The organism is Streptomyces poriticola, assembly GCF_036689765.1.
Classification (GTDB): domain Bacteria; phylum Actinomycetota; class Actinomycetes; order Streptomycetales; family Streptomycetaceae; genus Streptomyces; species Streptomyces poriticola.
The window spans coordinates 19,457-36,118 of the sequence record NZ_JBAGKH010000037.1 but is presented as its reverse complement, the minus strand read 5'-3'; the positions used below and the strand labels follow the sequence as shown (position 1 = coordinate 36,118).

The following is a 16,662-nucleotide window of genomic DNA, read 5'->3' as shown; positions in this document are numbered from 1 at the left end:
GAGTGGATACCGTGGCCCCCATGCGCGATCAAGAACCCGGCCCGCCCGCCGACGCCGGGCAGCCGCAGCCGCAGCGGCTCAGCACGAAGGAGGCCGCCGACCTGCTGGGCGTGAAGCCGGAGACGGTGTACGCCTACGTCAGCCGCGGACGGCTGAGCAGCAGACGGGCACCGGACGGGCGGGGCAGTACGTTCGACGCCGGGGAGGTCGAGGCGCTCGCCCGGCGCGGCAGGCCCGACAGCGGCGCCGGTCCGGCCGCAGGCGGTGAGCCGTCCGTCCGCACGCGCCTGACGCTCATCGAGCGGGACCGGTTCTACTTCCGGGGCGTCGATGCCGTGGAACTGACCGCGCGCCACAGCTACGAGGAGGTCGCCGAGTGGCTGTGGACCGGCCGGCCCGGCCCCGCCGCCGCCTTCGTCGCGCCCGAGGCCTCCGTCGCCGTCGCCCGGCGTGCCGTGGACGCCCTGCCCGACCACGCCGGGCCCACCGACCGGTTGCGGGTGGCCGCCATCGCCGCCGCCGCCGCGGATCCTCTGCGCTTCGACCTGTCCGAACACGCCGTCCTGGGCACCGCCCGCGTCCTGATCCCCACCCTGGTCGCCGCCCTCCCGCCGGCCCTGCACGACATGAGGCACGCCGAAGGGCCGCTCGCCCTCCGGCTCTGGACGCGGCTCAGTGGCCGGCCCGCCGACGACGCGTCCCTGCGTGCCCTGGACACCTCTCTCGGCCTGCTCGCGGATCACGACCTGGCCGCCTCGACACTGGCCGTGCGTGTCGCGGCGTCCGCCCGTGCGCACGCCTATGCGGCCGTCTCCGCCGGGCTCGGCGTGATCGAGGGGCCGCTGCACGGCGCCGCGAGCGGGGATGCGCACCGGCTGCTGCTGGATGTGCTCGACCAGGGCAGTGCGGCTCCCGTGATCGCGGAGGAGCTGCGGGCGGGCCGCCGCATCCCGGGGCTGGGCCACCGGCTCTACCCGGCCGAGGACCCCCGCGCGCGTGCCCTGTTCACGCTCCTCGAGGACGTCCCCGGGTCCGCACCGGCCCTTGCCGCGGCCCGCGACGTCGTGGCCACTGCCGCCCGCCACACGCCGCTGCACGCCAACGTGGACCTGGCGCTCGCCGTGCTCACCGCATCCACCGGGATGCCCGCCACCGCGGGCGAGACGATCTTCGCCGTGGCCCGCACGGCGGGGTGGATCGCGCACGCCCTGGAGGAGTACGGCGAACGCCCGCTGCGCATGCGCCCCAGCGGCCTCTACGTGGGCCCACGTCCGCCCCAGCCGCTGCCCGAGCCACGTTCCGGGCAGGCCGACAGGGACGGAGAACCCGGCATCTCCCCGACATCACTCCCGTAGCGGGCGCAGCAACGCGACCGGAAGTCACCCAGGAGAAAGTCAGGTTAGGCTCACCTGTGTGAGTACGTGCTCAACCGCCTCCCGGGACCTCGACGAGCCCCTCGCGGGCACCGCGGCCACCGCGAGGACCTGGCTGCTGCTGGAGCAGCCCGGGCCCTGGGGTGCCGAGGCGCTCACGTCGAGCCACCTGGACCCCGCGCTGGGCCGGGCCCTGGAGAAGGCCGCCAAAGGCACAGGCGTACGCATCGCCCTGATCCGCCGTCCCGGACGGCATGCCGACTTCGGCACCCCCGCCGAGCGCCGGGTCTATGCGGCCCACACGGTGCCGGGCAACGTGTGGCTGCGCGGCGCGACCGTCACGGACCCCGCGCAGCTGCTCGGCCTCGACCTCTCCGCACTCGGCGGTGGGGACCCGGGCGGCTTCGACGCCCTGCTCCGGGGTGGTCCGCACACCGGCGATCCACTGGCCCTCGTGTGCACCAACGGCAAGCGGGACCGGTGCTGTGCACTCCTCGGCCGCCCGCTCGCCGCCGAGCTGGCCGCGTCCGGCGCCGACGGCGTCTGGGAGGTCACTCATCTGGGTGGTCACCGCTTCTCGCCGACGCTGCTCGTCCTCCCGTACGGATACGCCTACGGCCGGGCCGAGGCGCACACCGTCAAGGAGGTCCTGCACGGCGTGCGGGAGGGGCGGATCGTGGTGGAGGGCTGCCGCGGCGGATCCGCCTGGGAGCGGCCCGGGCAGACGGCCGAGCTGGCGGTGCGCACGGCGGCGGGCGAGGAGGCGGCCGAGGCGCTGTCCGTCGTACGGACCGACGGTGCGGCACCCCGCTGGGAGGTGACCGTGGCCCACGTCGACGGGCGGCGGTGGCGGGTCACCGTCGCCCAGAACGCGTCGGCGCCGCCCCGCCCTGAGAGCTGCGGCACGTCGGTGCTGGGCTCGCCCGCGCGGATGGAGGTCACAGAGCTGGGCGAGCTCGCGGTGACCTCGGCGCCCGCGGGCTGACGCCGGGACCCGGACACGCCCGCCGGAAGGCGTACCGACGCACCCGGCGGTCTGCCGGCCACGCGTCCGACCACATTCCCGACAGGCGTGGAGCGACACATCCGGCACGCCCGACACACCCGACACACCCGGCACACCAAGGGCCGACATCCCCGCACGCCCCCATCACCGGCGCACCTGCGCACCAGCCCGCATCACCCGCGCACCGGCGCTTCCCGCACGCCACACACCGGCGGTCGGGCGGAACCGCCGCCCCGCCGCACACCCCCTCGGGGAAGAGTTCCGCCCGGCAAGCGCCCCCGCCGAGATCCAGATCTCACCCCTCTACGGCCCGGCGCACGGGAGCACGTACCGTCTGCGTCATGAGCCGCACTCCCCCCGCACGCCGCCTGCGCCTCGGGCTGCCGCGGCGGATGTTCTCCCAGGTCCTGCTGATGCAGCTGGCGATCGCCGCGGGCGTCGCCGTTCTCGCGACCGGGCTCTTTCTCGCACCGCTCAGCGACCAGCTGGACGACCAGGCGATGCGCCGGGCGCTCGCCGTCGCGCAGACCACCGCGCAGCAGCCGCACATCGTGCGGGACCTGCGCGACACTCCCGCGGCCCCGGACGGGCCGGTGCAGCGGGGGGCGGAGCGGATCCGCCGGGCGACCGGGGCGGAGTACGTCGTGGTGCTGGACCGGCGCGGCGTGCGCTGGTCACACCCGAATCCGCAGCGGATCGGCGGGACCGTGTCGACCGACCCCGGTGAGGCGCTGGCCGGCCACGAGGTCATGGAGATCGACGAGGGCACGCTGGGCCGCTCCGCCCGTGGCAAGGTGCCGCTGCGCGACGGGGCCGGCGACATCGTCGGCGCGGTGTCGGTGGGCATCGCCTACGACAGCGTCCGGGCCCGGTTGATCCACGCTATCCCCGGGCTGCTCGCCTACGCCGGCGGCGCCCTTGCGGTCGGTGCCCTGGCCGCCTGGCTGATCTCCCGCCGGGTGCAGCGGCAGACCAGGGACCTGGCCTTCTCCGACATCGCGGCGCTGCTCGCGGAGCGGGAGGCGATGCTGCACGGCATCCGGGAAGGCGTCGTCGCCCTGGACCGCGGTGGCCGGATCCGGCTGCTCAACGACGAGGCACAGCGGCTGCTGGGCACCGGCGGCGAGGCCGTCGGACGCTCCCCGCACGAGGCGCTCGGCGCGGGGCGCACGGCCGACGTCCTGGCCGGCCGGGTGACCGGCACCGACCTGCTGACCGTGCGCGGCCCAAGGGTCCTGGTCGCCAACCGGATGCCCACCGACGACGGGGGCGCCGTCGCCACCCTGCGCGACCGCACCGAGCTGGAGCAGCTCGGCCGGGAGCTGGACTCCACGCGCGGCCTGATCGACGCCCTGCGCGCCCAGGACCACGAGCACGCCAACCGCATGCACACCCTGCTGGGGTTGCTCGAACTGGAGCTGTACGAAGAGGCGGTGGAGTTCGTCGGCGAGGTCGTCGGCGACCACCGGGCCACCGCCGAGCAGATCACCGAGCGGATCGGCGATCCCCTGCTCGCCGCGCTGCTGGTCGGGAAGGCGACCGTCGCGGCGGAGCGCGGGGTCACCCTGTGGGTGGCGGACTCCACACGGCTGCCGGACCGGCTCATCGACCCCGGCGGGGTCGTGACGGTCGCGGGCAACCTGGTGGACAACGCGCTCGACGCCGCCGCGGGCACGGCACACGCGCGTGTGGAGGTCGCCTTGCATGCGGAAGGGCGCACCGCGATCCTCAGAGTGCGCGACAGCGGCCCCGGCATCGCGCCCGAGCACCGCGAGGTGGTGTTCACGGAGGGCTGGTCGACCAAGGAGCCGCCGGCGCATCGCCGACGCGGCATCGGGCTCTCCCTGGTGCGCAGGCTGGCCGAACGGCAGGGCGGCAGCGCGACGGTCACCGAGGCGCCGGGCGGCGGCGCGGAGTTCACCGTCGTCCTGCCGGAGGCACTGTCCGCCACCGGGTCGGCCCCCGCCCGCACCGCCGCCGCGGACACCGCTGCCGCCGGCACCGCCGCCGAGGAGGAGTCACGATGATCGAGGTCCTGGTCGTGGACGACGACACGCGGGTCGCGCGCGTCAACGCCGCCTACGTCGAGAAGGTCCCGGGCTTCCATGTCGCCGCCGAGGCGCACAGTGCCGGGGAGGCGCTGCGCGCCGTGGAGACCCTCCCCCGCCTGGACCTCGTCCTCATGGACCACTACCTGCCCGACCGTACGGGTCTGGAGGTGGTCCGCGAGATGCGCCGGCGCGGCCACCAGACCGACGTGATCATGGTGACGGCGGCGCGGGACGTGTCGACGGTACAGGCGGCGATGCGGCAGGGTGCCCTGCAGTACCTGGTCAAGCCGTTCGCCTTCGCCGGACTGCGGGCCAAGCTGCAGGCGTACGCGGACCTGCGCCGCACCCTCGACGGCGGCGGGGAGGCGGAGCAGGCAGAGGTGGACCGCATCTTCGGCGCCCTCTCGGTACAGGCGGAGCCGGGCCTGCCCAAGGGGCACTCCCCCACCACCGCGGAGCTGGTGCGCCGGTCGCTGATCAAGGCCGCCGGCCCGCTGTCCGCCCAGGAGATCGCCGAACGCACGGGGGTGAGCCGCCAGACCGCCCAGCGCTATCTGAAGCTCCTGGAGCGCACGGGACGGGCCCGGCTGACCCTGAGGTACGGCGATGCGGGGCGCCCGGAGCACCGGTACGAGTGGGTGACCCGCGCGTGAGGTGCGGCGTGCCACCGCATGCCGCCGCGCTGCCCGGCGCCGCCGCCCGCCCTGGTGCTCCCACCCGGCCCGGCACATCGCCGGGGTATGCGTACACCGGTGCCGGCACATCGCCGAGGCATCCGTACACCGGTGCTGCGCGGCGGCGCCCGCCGGGCACCGCCCTCTCTCAGACCGCTCCCGCCCCCGTCAGGGAACGCACCTCGGTCTCGGCGTGCCGGCCCTCGTCCGGGGCCTCCGTCGAGGTGACGGTGCCGGCCCAGCCGGCGAGAAAGCCCAGCGGGATGGAGACCAGACCGGGGTTCTGCAGCGGGAAGTACTGGAAGTCCACGCCCGGGAACAGCGCACCGGGGCTGCCCGACACCACCGGTGACAGCAGGACGAGCAGCACGGCCGGGATCAGTCCGCCGTAGACCGCCCAGATCGCGCCGCGGGTGGTGAATCCGCGCCAGAACAACGAGTAGAGCAGCACCGGCAGATTGGCGGAGGCGGCCACGGCGAAGGCGAGGCCGACCAGGAAGGCGACATTGAGATCGCGGGCGAGCAGGCCGAGGCCGATGGCGACCGTGCCGATCCCGATGGCCGCGATCCGGGCCACGGCCACCTCGCTGCGCGGGGTACCGCGGCGGCGCCGCAGCGACGCGTACAGGTCGTGGGCCACCGAGGCCGACGAGGCCAGGGTGATGCCTGCGACCACCGCGAGGATGGTCGCGAACGCGACGGCGGCGACGATCGCGAACAGAACCGTTCCTCCGGTGGTGCCGGTGCCGCCGCCGAGGTCGAGGGCGAGCAGCGGGACCGCAGTGTTCCCGGCCGCGTTGGACTCCCGCACGGTGCTGGTCCCGACGACTGCGGCGGCGCCGAAGCCGAGGACGATCGTCATCAGGTAGAAGCCGCCGATCAGGCCGATCGACCAGACGACCGACCGGCGGGCCGCGCGAGCGGTGGGCACGGTGTAGAAGCGGGACAGGATGTGCGGCAGCCCGGCCGTGCCCAGCACCAGGGCGAGGCCGAGGCTGATGAAGTCGAAGCGGGCGGTCCAGTCCGCGCCGTAGGCCAGCCCGGGTGCCAGGAACGCCTCGCCGTGGCCGCTGCGTGCGGCCGCGGTGCGCAGGAGCCGGTCGATGTCGCCGGCGAAGCGGACCAGGACGAGCACGGTCAGCACGACGGTGCCGCCGAGCAGCAGGACCGCCTTCACGATCTGGATCCAGGTGGTGGCCCGCATGCCTCCCAGGGAGACGTAGACGACCATGAGCGCGCCGACTCCGACGACGGTCCAGGCCTGTGCCGCTTCGCTGCTGCCGCCGAGGAGCAGGGCGACCAGGCTGCCCGCGCCCACCATCTGCGCCACCAGGTAGAGAACGGACACGGTGACCGAGGAGGTTCCCGCGGCGATCCGCACCGGTCGCTCCCGCATCCGGGCCGCCACCACGTCGGCGAGGGTGAACCGTCCGCAGTTGCGGACCAGTTCGGCGACGAGCAGCAGCACCACGAGCCAGGCCACCAGGAAGCCCACCGAGTAGAGCATGCCGTCGTAGCCGTAGAGGGCGATGAGTCCGGAGATGCCGAGGAAGGATGCGGCCGACATGTAGTCGCCTGCGATGGCAAAACCATTCTCCATGGGGGAGAAGAGCCTCCCGCCCACGTAGAACTCCTCGGCCGAGCCCTGGCGGTGGCGGCTCACCCAGGTGGTGATGCCCAGGGTGACCGCGATGAACGCGCTGAACAGCAGCAGTGCCAGCGTCTGGTGACCGCTCGTCACGCCCGTCATGAGCCATCGCCGCCGCGGGCTCCACGCGCCAACTCCTGGGTGTCCCAGCGCAGGTCCAGGGCCGCCCGGTCCCGACGCAGCCGGGCGTGCCGGGCGTAGGCCCAGGTGAGCAGGAACGTGGTGAGGAACTGCCCGAGCCCGGTGACCATCGCCACGTTCACCGCTCCGGCCACCGGCCGGGCCATCAGGTCGGGAGCAGTGGTCGCGGTGATCACGTAGGCGAGGTACCAGGTGAAGAACGCGGCCGCCGCGGGCAGTGCGAACCTCCGGTAGCGACTGCGCACCTCCTGGAAGGCCGCGCTGCGCTGCACCTCCAGATACACGTCCGCGGTGCCCCCGGGGGCGGCCGGTTCCCGGCGGGCCGAGGGCACTGCCGTCTCGGGTGCAACCGCCGCGGCCGACTCGCCCCACCCGGAGGCGAGGGCGTCGTACCAGGGGTCGTCGTACCTCGGACCGTCTCCGGGTGCTTGGAGACGGTCATCGCTTGACTGCATGCCCAAGGATGGACAGAACGGGAAGATCCCCGACTCTTCTTCTCCCTGCTCTTCACCCCATCAGGTGACGTGCCCCTGGGTCGGCGCCCGCTCGGCTAGGCGTCGATGCGCGACCGGTCGAGGGTGGCCGCGGAGCTGGTGATGAACTCCTTTCGGGGGGCGACGTCGTTGCCCATCAGCAGGTCGAAGACCTGCTCGGCGGCCTCCAGGTCGCTGAGGTTGATCCGGCGCAGGGTGCGGCGGCGAGGGTCCATGGTGGTCTCGGCGAGCTGGTCGGCGTCCATCTCACCGAGGCCCTTGTACCGCTGGATGGAGTCCTTGTAGCGGATGCCCTTGCTCTGGAACTCCATGAGCTTGTCGCGCAGCTCGCGGTCCGAGTACGTGTAGACGTACCGGTCCTGGCCCTTCTTCGGCTGGACGACCTCGATGCGGTGCAGCGGCGGCACCGCGGCGAACACCCGGCCGGCCTCGACCATGGGCCGCATGTAGCGGTGGAACAGGGTCAGCAGCAGGGTACGGATGTGGGAGCCGTCCACATCGGCGTCGGTCATCATGATGATCTTGCCGTAGCGGGCGGTGTCGATGTCGAAGGTCCGGCCGGACCCGGCTCCTATGACCTGGATGATCGCACCGCACTCGGCGTTCTTCAGCATGTCGGTCACGGACGACTTCTGGACGTTGAGGATCTTGCCGCGGATCGGGAGCAACGCCTGGAACTCGGAGTTCCGGGCGAGCTTCGCCGTGCCCAGCGCGGAGTCCCCCTCCACGATGAACAGTTCACTGCGGTCGACGTCGTCGCTGCGGCAGTCGGCCAGCTTGGCGGGCAGCGAGGACGACTCCAGAGCCGTCTTGCGGCGCTGGGCGTCCTTGTGCTGCCGGGCGGCGATCCGGGTACGGGCTGCCGCGACGGCCTTCTCCAGCACGACACGGGCCTGCTGGGCCGCGTCCCGCCTGGTCGAGGTCAGGAAGGCCCGGAGCTCCTTGGTGATCACGTTGTTCACGATCCGGCGGGCCGCCGAGGTGCCCAGGACCTCCTTGGTCTGGCCCTCGAACTGCGGCTCGGCGAGGCGCACCGTGACGACCGCCGTGAGGCCCTCCAGGGCGTCGTCCTTGACGATGTCGTCCTCGGCGACACGGAGCAGCTTCTTGGCACGCAGCACCTCGTTCACCGTCCTGGCGACCGCCTGCTCGAAGCCCGCGACATGGGTGCCGCCCTTGGGGGTGGCGATGATGTTGACGAACGACCTGACCGTCGTGTCGTACCCGGTCCCCCAGCGCAGCGCCACGTCCACCCCGAGGTCGCGGGTGACCTCGGTGGGCGTCATCTGGCCGTGCTCGTCCAGGACGGGAACGGTCTCCTTGAAGGTGCCCTGACCGGTGAAACGCAGGACGTCGCAGACCGCCCTGTCGGTGGCCAGGAACTCGCAGAACTCGCTGATGCCGCCGTCGAAACGGAAGGACTCCTCGCCCTTGCTGCCGCCCTCGCCGAGACCGAACTCGTCACGGACCACGATGGTCAGGCCCGGCACCAGGAACGCCGTCTGACGGGCCCTCTGGTGCAGCGTGTCCAGGGAGAGCCTGGCGTCCTTGAGGAAGATCTGCCGGTCCGCCCAGTAGCGCACCCGCGTACCGCTGCGCGACTTGGGGATCTTCTTGGCCTTGCGCAGTCCGCCCTTGGCCTCGAACCCGGCGTCCGCGCCCGCTCCGGCGAAGACACCGGGGGCCCCGCGCCGGAAGCTGATGGCGTGGACGTGCCCGCCGCGGTCCACCTCGATGTCCAGGCGCGCGGAGAGGGCGTTCACCACGGAGGCACCGACGCCGTGCAGACCACCGGACGCCGCGTAGGAGCCGCCGCCGAACTTGCCTCCCGCGTGGAGCTTGGTCATGACGACCTCGACACCGGACAGGCCGGTCTTGGGCTCGACGTCCACCGGGATGCCCCGGCCGTTGTCACGGACCTCGACCGAGCCGTCGTCGTGCAGGATGACCTCGATGTGGTCGCAGTGGCCGCCGAGGGCCTCGTCGACGGAATTGTCGATGATCTCCCACAGGCAGTGCATCAGACCGCGGCTGTCGGTCGACCCGATGTACATGCCCGGGCGCTTGCGTACGGCCTCGAGTCCCTCGAGGACGAGCAGGTGCCGCGCGGTGTAGTTGGAACCGTCCCGGTCTGCTCCTGCCAGCAGCGCTGTGGACGGCACGGACGTCTCGGCGGTCACGCGGTTCGCTCCTCGCTGAATTTCAGATGGGGCCCTGGTGGGTAAGGGCGCGGCGTCGTTCACCGCTCAGAGGGTACCGAGGCCTGGTAGAGCCGTTGTAACGCCACCCTCGTCGGGGACTCACCCTAGACCAGGGTCGCATATCTGTTCGATCCCTCGTTGGAGTGAAGCACACATCACGTTCCCTTCGAGGCATGAACCATTTAGGCTCCGGGCACGTCCTCATGAACAAACCGGCAACCCAGCCGGCCGGGACCGACACTGACCGAAGCGCGAAATCCGTACGACACAGAGACACGCAATACGGCACATTCGCCGCCAACCGGCAACAGCCAGCCTCCTCGGAGAGATTTTTTCGAGGAAAAGCCACGAGCGGGAACGTTTTCGGGCTGGTTGGATGTTGACCCTGGTACGACAGCTCGTCGAGCTAGAGAAGAGGCGACGTGACTACTGTTCTGACTTCCGCGAGCCCGCTGACGGCCGCCGACCGCTGCGACCGTTGCGGCGCCCAGGCATACCTGCGCGTCGTCCTGCTGAGCGGCGGAGAACTGCTCTTCTGCGCCCACCACGGTCGCAAGTTCGAGCCGGAACTCAAGAAGATCGCCGCTGAGATACAGGACGAGACCGAGCGGCTGACCGCTGTTCCGGAATCCGCCTCCGACGAAGAGCGCTGACACATCTCGCGTCCACGACGAGCCAGCCCGGCACAGGCCGGTGAACAGGCGGTCGCCCCGCCCCGGGGCGACCGCCTCGTCGTATCTTCGCAGCCCCTGCAGCCCCTGCAGCCCCTCAGCCCCTGCAGCCCCTCCGCGTGCCTCCGCAGCCCGCGGATCCGGGTCAGGCGCCGCCAGGGCGCCCCACGCGGCTCTTCCCGGTGGTAGCGGCGGCATCCCAGCCCAGCGTCCGCAGCACGGCCGAGACGCGCGTGTAGACACCCGGGCTGTCGGGCCGCCCGCAGCCGCTCCCGAAGGACACCAGCCCGATCAGCTTGCCCCGGGCCACCAGCGGTCCGCCGCTGTCCCCCTGGCAGGCGTCGCGGCCACCCTCGTCCGTACCCGCGCACAGCATGGTGTCCGCCCGGTACTGCCCCTCGGCACCACCCGGGTATGCCGCCTCGCAGCGGGGATCGGGCAGCACCCGCACCGGTGCCCCCCGCAGGCTGCCGGCGTAGTCGCCGCCCCCGGAGGTGTCCCCCCAGCCGAGGACCACGGCCCCCTCCCCCGCCCGGTACGCAGGATCACCGTCGGGGGCCATGCCTATGGTGGAACCCGGAGGCAGCGCCTCGGAGAGGGTGACGACGGCGAAGTCCCCGGAGTTGCTGACGTCGTCGTGGGCCGGATTCACCCAGACGTCGCGGACGGGGATCTCCCGCCCCTGGTCCGAGAGCAGATCCGTACGGCCCGCCACCACCTTCAGGTCCCGCACCCCCTCCGGCGGGGTCCCCAGGACCTCCTCACCCAGGCAGTGGGCCGCGGTGAGGACGGTGGTCCGGCCGACCGCGACTCCTCCGCAGAACTGCCCCGACCGCGTACCCCCGAACCGGTCACGGCTGGAGAGCGCCACGGTCCAGGGGGTGTCGGCGGCATCGACGGGAAATCCGCCGAGGACGATGCTGTCGGCGGACGCCGGGGCGACGGACACCAGCGGTACGGCGCTCACGACGGCCGCCAGGACCAGCGGCCGGGCCAGCGCTCGGACAGAAGGGTGACGCATGCGGACTCCTCACTCCGGGTGGGTCATGGAGAACCCAGAGTGATCCCTGTGGCCGCGGCACGCACCCGCGCAGGGCACGCCCGGGACCGTGCGCCACCCACGTCGCCCTGCGCCCGCCCCGCACCCACGGGGCGGCCGCCGGTGTTCTCGGTGGCTGCCGGTGCCTGCCGGTGTCTCTCGGTGTCCGTGGGTCCGCGTCAGGCGCCGACGTACTCCGCCAGATGCTCGCCGGTGAGGGTGGACCGCGCGGCGACGAGATCGGCGGGCGTCCCCTCGAAGACGATCTCGCCGCCGTCGTGACCGGCGCCCGGGCCGAGGTCGATGATCCAGTCGGCGTGTGCCATGACCGCCTGGTGATGCTCGATGACGATCACCGACTTGCCCGAGTCGACGAGCCGGTCGAGCAGCCCGAGCAGCTGCTCGACGTCGGCGAGGTGGAGCCCGGTGGTCGGCTCGTCGAGGACGTAGACGCCGCCCTTCTCGCCCATGTGGGTGGCCAGCTTCAGCCGCTGCCGCTCACCGCCGGACAGCGTGGTCAGCGGCTGGCCGAGGGTGAGGTAGCCGAGCCCGACATCGGCGAGCCGGTCCAGGATCCGGTGCGCGGCCGGTGTGCGTGCCTCGCCCGCACCGAAGAACTCCTCGGCCTCGCCCACCGGCATCGCCAGCACCTCACTGATGTCCCTGCCGCCGAGGCGGTACTCCAGCACCGACGCCTGGAACCGTCTGCCCTCGCACTCCTCGCAGGTGGTGGCGACGCCGGCCATCATCGCCAGGTCGGTGTAGATGACGCCGGCGCCGTTGCAGGTCGGGCAGGCGCCCTCCGAGTTCGCACTGAACAGGGCGGGCTTCACACCGTTGGCCTTCGCGAACGCCTTGCGGATCGGGTCGAGGAGACCGGTGTACGTCGCGGGGTTGCTGCGCCGGGAGCCGCGGATCGGGGTCTGGTCGACCGCGATCACGCCCTCGGCGGCAGGGATCGACCCGTGGACGAGCGAGCTCTTGCCGGAGCCGGCCACACCCGTGACGACGGTGAGTACTCCGAGCGGGATGTCGACGTCGACGTTCCGCAGGTTGTTCGCCGTCGCGCCGCGGATCTCCAGCGCGCCGGTGGGCCTGCGTGTCTCGGCCTTGAGCACGGCCCGGTCGTCGAGGTGGCGGCCGGTGACGGTGCCGCTGGACCGGAGCCCCTCGACGGTGCCCTCGAAGCAGACGGTGCCGCCGCCGGTGCCGGCGCCGGGGCCGAGGTCGACCACGTGGTCGGCGATGGCGATCGCCTCCGGCTTGTGCTCCACCACCAGGACCGTGTTGCCCTTGTCCCGCAGGCGCAGCAGCAGGTTGTTCATGCGCTGGATGTCGTGCGGGTGCAGGCCGATGGTGGGCTCGTCGAAGACGTAGGTGACGTCGGTGAGGGAGGAGCCGAGGTGGCGGATCATCTTGGTGCGCTGGGCCTCTCCGCCGGAGAGCGTGCCCGAGGCGCGGTCGAGCGAGAGATAGCCCAGGCCGATCTCCGTGAACGAGTCGAGGGTGTGCTGCAGCTTGGCGAGCAGCGGCGCCACCGACGGATCCGTCAGTCCGCGGACCCACTCGGCGAGGTCGCGGATCTCCATGGCGCAGGCCTCTGCGATGTTGACCCTGCCGATGCGCGAGGAGCGGGCCAGCTCACTGAGGCGGGTGCCGCCGCAGTCGGGGCAGTCCGCGAAGGTGACCGCCCGGTCCACGAAGGCCCTGATGTGCGGCTGCATCGACTCGCGGTCCTTGGACAGGAACGACTTCTGGATCTTCGGGATGAGCCCTTCATAGGTGAGGTTGACCCCTTGGATCTTCACCTTGGTGGGTTCGCGGTAGAGGAAGTCGTGCCGCTCCTTCTTGGTGTACTTGCGGATCGGCTTGTCCGGGTCGAAGAAGCCCGACTCCCTGATGACGCGCACCACCCAGCCGTCGCCGGTGTAAGTGGGGATGGTGAACGGATCCTCGCTGAGGGCCTTGGAGTCGTCGAAGAGCTGGGTGAGGTCGATGTCGGATACGGTGCCCCTGCCCTCGCAGTGGGTGCACATGCCGCCGGTGCGGCTGAAGGTGACCTTCTCGGTCCTGGTCTTGTCCGCGCCGCGGTCGACCGTGAGCCCGCCGCTCGCCGAGACCGAGGCGACGTTGAAGGAGAAGGCGCCGGGCGGGCCGACGTAGGGCCTGCCGAGCCGGCTGAACAGGATGCGCAGCATGGCGTTGGCATCGGTCGCGGTGCCGACCGTGGAGCGGGGGTCGCTGCCCATGCGCTGCTGGTCGACGATGATCGCGGTGGTCAGCCCGTCCAGTACGTCGACGTCGGGCCGTGCGAGCGTGGGCATGAAGCCCTGCACGAAGGCGCTGTAGGTCTCGTTGATCAGCCGCTGGGACTCCGCGGCGATCGTGTCGAAGACCAGCGAGCTCTTGCCCGAGCCGGACACCCCGGTGAACACCGTCAGCCTGCGCTTCGGGAGCTCGACGCTGACGTCCTTGAGGTTGTTCTCCCGCGCGCCGTGCACCCGGATCAGATCGTGGGTGTCGGCGGTGTGCGGCGCGGTCGACCGCGTCTCCGTCCTCGTGGCCATGCTCTTTTCCGTCTCCATCTGTCGGTGGACCGCCGACGCCCGTGAGTGGGGCCGCCGCGGTGCGTCGGTGTCGTCCGGCTCGGATCCTCAGCGGGTTCGAGCGTACGTCCGGGCACTGACAGCCGGGGCCGTTCCGGCACCGGATGTACAGGGCAACCGGTGCCGGAACGGCCCCGGCCGTCGGCTCACGGCGGCGCCGTTCCGGATCAGCGCTCTTCCTGGATGCGGAGCAGATTGCCCGCGGGGTCGCGGAAGGCGCAGTCCCGCACGCCGTACGGCTGGTCGGTCGGCTCCTGGACGACCTCGGCGCTGCCGGCCTGGAGCCGCTCGAAGGTGCCGTCGACGTCCTTGGTGGACAGCAGGAGCACGGCGTAGGTGCCCTTGGCCATCATCTCGGCCACGGTCCGCCGTTCCTGCTCCGTGATGCCGGGGTCGGCGGTCGGCGGGTGCAGGACGATGGAGGTGTCGGGCTGGCCGGCGGGACCGACGGTGATCCAGCGCATCCCTTCGTAGCCGACGTCCTTGCGGACCTCGAAGCCGAGGGTGTCGCGGTAGAAGGCTAGCGAGGCCTCCGGGTCGGTGTGCGGCAGGAAGCTTGCCTGAATGGTGATGTCCATGGCTCTCACGCTAGCCACGGCCGGTTGACCGCGCTTCTCGATTCCTGACCGGTCTCGTCACCTGCTTCGCCGTGCAGGACGGCATCCCCTCGGTCTCCTGCGCGGCCCGGCGCCGGTAGACGCTGGGCGGCACCCCGACCAGCTCGGTGAAGCGGGTGCTGAACGTGCCCAGCGAGGAGCAACCGACCATGAAACAGACCTCGGTGACGGTGAGGTCGCCGCGGCGCAGCAGCGCCATCGCGCGCTCGATCCGCCGGGTCATGAGGTAGCTGTAGGGCGATTCGCCGTAGGCCTGCCGGAACTCTCGGCTGAGGTGTCCGGCCGACATGTGCACGCCGCGGGCGAGTGCCTCGACGTCCAGCGGCTGCGCGTACTCCCGGTCGATCCGGTCGCGGACCCGGCGCAGCCGCGCGAGGTCGCGCAGGCGCTGCTCCGGTGCGGGGCTGCTGTTCACGTACGGATCGTACGTCGCGGTGCCCGGAGACGGACGGTGGGTACGGAAGACGCCCCCGCCCCCGGGCATCCCGGGGACGGGGGCGCGCCGGCGCGGACCGGCCGAGCCGGGTACCGGCTCGGCCGAGGTGCCGGCTCAGTCGAGGTGGCGGCTCAGTCGAGGTAGTCGCGCAGTACCTGGGAGCGCGACGGGTGGCGCAGCTTGGACATCGTCTTGGACTCGATCTGACGGATGCGCTCGCGCGTGACGCCGTAGACCTTGCCGATCTCGTCGAGGGTCTTCGGCTGGCCGTCGGTGAGGCCGAAACGCATGGAGACGACGCCCGCCTCGCGCTCGGACAGGGTGTCCAGCACGGAGTGCAACTGCTCCTGCAGGAGCGTGAAACTGACGGCGTCGGCCGGGACGACGGCCTCGGAGTCCTCGATGAGGTCACCGAACTCGCTGTCGCCGTCCTCACCGAGCGGGGTGTGCAGCGAGATCGGCTCGCGGCCGTACTTCTGGACCTCGATGACCTTCTCCGGGGTCATGTCGAGCTCCTTGGCCAGCTCCTCCGGGGTGGGCTCGCGGCCCAGGTCCTGGAGCATCTGGCGCTGCACGCGCGCGAGCTTGTTGATGACCTCGACCATGTGCACCGGGATACGGATGGTGCGGGCCTGGTCGGCCATCGCGCGGGTGATCGCCTGTCGGATCCACCAGGTGGCGTACGTGGAGAACTTGTAGCCCTTGGTGTAGTCGAACTTCTCCACCGCGCGGATCAGACCGAGGTTGCCCTCCTGGATGAGGTCCAGGAAGAGCATGCCGCGGCCGGTGTAGCGCTTGGCCAGGGACACCACCAGACGGAGGTTGGCCTCCAGCAGGTGGTTCTTGGCCCGGCGCCCGTCCTCGGCGATGATCTCCAGCTCGCGCTTGAGCTTGGGGGCGAGCTTGTCGGAGTTGGCCAGCTTGTCCTCGGCGAACAGGCCCGCCTCGATCCGCTTGGCCAGCTCGACCTCCTGCTCGGCGTTGAGCAGGGGGACCTTGCCGATCTGCTTGAGGTAGTCCTTGACCGGGTCCGCGGTGGCGCCGGCCGCGGCGACCTGCTGCGCGGGGGCGTCGTCCTCGTCGTCGTCGGACAGGACGAAGCCCGCATTCTCGGTGCCCTCGGGCTCCTCCGGGGCCGCAGCCGCCTTGGTCTCCTCGAGCACCTCGTCCTCGAGCAGCTCGGTGTCGTCCTTCTTGGCGGCGGCCGTGGTCTTCTTGGCCGCCGTCTTCTTGGCCGCGGTCTTCTTGGCCGCGGTCTTCTTGGCGGTCGTCTTCTTCGCAGCCGCCTTCTTCGCAGCGGGCGCCTCTTCCTCGACGGCGGGCTCCGGTGCGGGCGCCGCCGGGGTGGCGCTCGCGGTGGCCTTCCGGCTTGCCGCCGCCTTCGCCGCGACCGTCTTGGTGGCGGTGCGCTTGGCGGGAGACTTCGCTGCGACGCTCTTGCGGGTGCGCTTGGGTTCTGCGGCACTGACCATCAGCGTCACACCCTCTTCCTCGAGGATCTGGTTGAGGCTGCGCAGTACGTTCTTCCACTGAGTGGCCGGAATCTGGTCGGCTTCGAAGGCCCGACGCACGTCATCGCCGGCGATCTGCCCCTCAGCCTTTCCCCGCTCAATGAGCGCCATGACAGAGACGGACTCGGCGATCTCCGGCGGGAGCGTACGGGATGTGCTGGCCGACACGAACAACCTCTCGGAACGTTGGAAAA

At 71.6% G+C, this 16,662-nt stretch carries 13 protein-coding genes; 5 read left to right on the top strand and 8 right to left on the bottom strand.

Features of this window, described 5'->3' with window-relative positions:
• The first annotated feature begins 20 nt into the window (after nucleotides 1–20).
• From V5O46_RS28640 to V5O46_RS28625, 4 genes are all read left to right on the top strand, one after another.
• The gene (locus V5O46_RS28640; protein ID WP_332887623.1) at nucleotides 21–1,355 is read left to right on the top strand and encodes a citrate synthase; all 1,335 of its coding nucleotides are present in this window, start codon (nucleotides 21–23) and stop codon (nucleotides 1,353–1,355) included.
• A 58-nt stretch (nucleotides 1,356–1,413) separates the two neighbouring features.
• On the top strand, nucleotides 1,414–2,358 hold the full coding sequence (locus V5O46_RS28635) for a sucrase ferredoxin (RefSeq protein ID WP_332887622.1): 945 nt from the start codon (nucleotides 1,414–1,416) through the stop codon (nucleotides 2,356–2,358).
• A gap of 362 nt (nucleotides 2,359–2,720) precedes the next feature.
• Nucleotides 2,721–4,406, top strand: a complete 1,686-nt coding sequence (locus tag V5O46_RS28630; protein ID WP_332887621.1) for a sensor histidine kinase — start codon at nucleotides 2,721–2,723, stop codon at nucleotides 4,404–4,406.
• The gene (locus V5O46_RS28625; RefSeq protein ID WP_332887620.1) at nucleotides 4,403–5,083 is read left to right on the top strand and encodes a response regulator; all 681 of its coding nucleotides are present in this window, start codon (nucleotides 4,403–4,405) and stop codon (nucleotides 5,081–5,083) included. Before V5O46_RS28630 ends, V5O46_RS28625 begins: the two co-directional genes overlap by 4 nt.
• Before the next feature lie 169 nt (nucleotides 5,084–5,252).
• Here V5O46_RS28625 and V5O46_RS28620 read toward each other — a convergent pair whose 3' ends face one another.
• The 3 genes from V5O46_RS28620 to V5O46_RS28610 form a co-directional block, all read right to left on the bottom strand.
• Entirely contained in the window at nucleotides 5,253–6,845 is a 1,593-nt protein-coding gene (locus V5O46_RS28620; protein WP_332887635.1) for a solute symporter family protein, read from the bottom strand.
• A 5-nt stretch (nucleotides 6,846–6,850) separates the two neighbouring features.
• On the bottom strand, nucleotides 6,851–7,348 hold the full coding sequence (locus V5O46_RS28615) for a DUF485 domain-containing protein (RefSeq protein WP_332887619.1): 498 nt from the start codon (nucleotides 7,346–7,348) through the stop codon (nucleotides 6,851–6,853).
• Between the two features lie 95 nt (nucleotides 7,349–7,443).
• Nucleotides 7,444–9,567, bottom strand: a complete 2,124-nt coding sequence (locus tag V5O46_RS28610) for a DNA gyrase/topoisomerase IV subunit B (RefSeq protein WP_332887618.1) — start codon at nucleotides 9,565–9,567, stop codon at nucleotides 7,444–7,446.
• Nucleotides 9,568–10,010: 443 nt separating this feature from the next.
• Here V5O46_RS28610 and V5O46_RS28605 point away from each other — a divergent pair, with 443 nt between their 5' ends.
• A complete protein-coding gene (locus V5O46_RS28605) occupies nucleotides 10,011–10,241 on the top strand; it encodes a DUF7455 domain-containing protein (protein ID WP_332887617.1) in 231 nt (76 codons plus the stop codon).
• Nucleotides 10,242–10,404: 163 nt separating this feature from the next.
• On the opposite strand, the gene V5O46_RS28600 is transcribed toward V5O46_RS28605, so the two are convergent.
• The 5 genes from V5O46_RS28600 to V5O46_RS28580 form a co-directional block, all read right to left on the bottom strand.
• Nucleotides 10,405–11,280, bottom strand: a complete 876-nt coding sequence (locus V5O46_RS28600) for a S1 family peptidase (protein WP_332887616.1) — start codon at nucleotides 11,278–11,280, stop codon at nucleotides 10,405–10,407.
• 197 nt (nucleotides 11,281–11,477) lie between these two features.
• Nucleotides 11,478–13,865: an excinuclease ABC subunit UvrA gene (locus V5O46_RS28595; RefSeq protein WP_332887615.1), complete on the bottom strand. Its 2,388-nt coding sequence runs from the start codon at nucleotides 13,863–13,865 to the stop codon at nucleotides 11,478–11,480.
• A 206-nt stretch (nucleotides 13,866–14,071) separates the two neighbouring features.
• Nucleotides 14,072–14,482, bottom strand: coding sequence for a VOC family protein (locus V5O46_RS28590; RefSeq protein ID WP_332887614.1), 411 nt, complete (start codon nucleotides 14,480–14,482; stop codon nucleotides 14,072–14,074).
• Nucleotides 14,483–14,492: 10 nt separating this feature from the next.
• The gene (locus V5O46_RS28585) at nucleotides 14,493–14,936 is read right to left on the bottom strand and encodes a helix-turn-helix transcriptional regulator (RefSeq protein WP_332887613.1); all 444 of its coding nucleotides are present in this window, start codon (nucleotides 14,934–14,936) and stop codon (nucleotides 14,493–14,495) included.
• Between the two features lie 152 nt (nucleotides 14,937–15,088).
• The gene (locus V5O46_RS28580) at nucleotides 15,089–16,636 is read right to left on the bottom strand and encodes an RNA polymerase sigma factor (protein ID WP_332887612.1); all 1,548 of its coding nucleotides are present in this window, start codon (nucleotides 16,634–16,636) and stop codon (nucleotides 15,089–15,091) included.
• Nucleotides 16,637–16,662: the final 26 nt, after the last annotated feature.

Coding starts and splice junctions, on each gene's coding strand:
- V5O46_RS28625 (WP_332887620.1), top strand. CDS start 4,403: ATGATCGAGGTCCTGGTCGTGGACGACGACACGCGGGTCGCGCGCGTC.
- V5O46_RS28630 (WP_332887621.1), top strand. CDS start 2,721: ATGAGCCGCACTCCCCCCGCACGCCGCCTGCGCCTCGGGCTGCCGCGG.
- V5O46_RS28615 (WP_332887619.1), bottom strand. CDS start 7,348: ATGCAGTCAAGCGATGACCGTCTCCAAGCACCCGGAGACGGTCCGAGG.
- V5O46_RS28590 (WP_332887614.1), bottom strand. CDS start 14,482: ATGGACATCACCATTCAGGCAAGCTTCCTGCCGCACACCGACCCGGAG.
- V5O46_RS28640 (WP_332887623.1), top strand. CDS start 21: ATGCGCGATCAAGAACCCGGCCCGCCCGCCGACGCCGGGCAGCCGCAG.
- V5O46_RS28595 (WP_332887615.1), bottom strand. CDS start 13,865: ATGGCCACGAGGACGGAGACGCGGTCGACCGCGCCGCACACCGCCGAC.
- V5O46_RS28600 (WP_332887616.1), bottom strand. CDS start 11,280: ATGCGTCACCCTTCTGTCCGAGCGCTGGCCCGGCCGCTGGTCCTGGCG.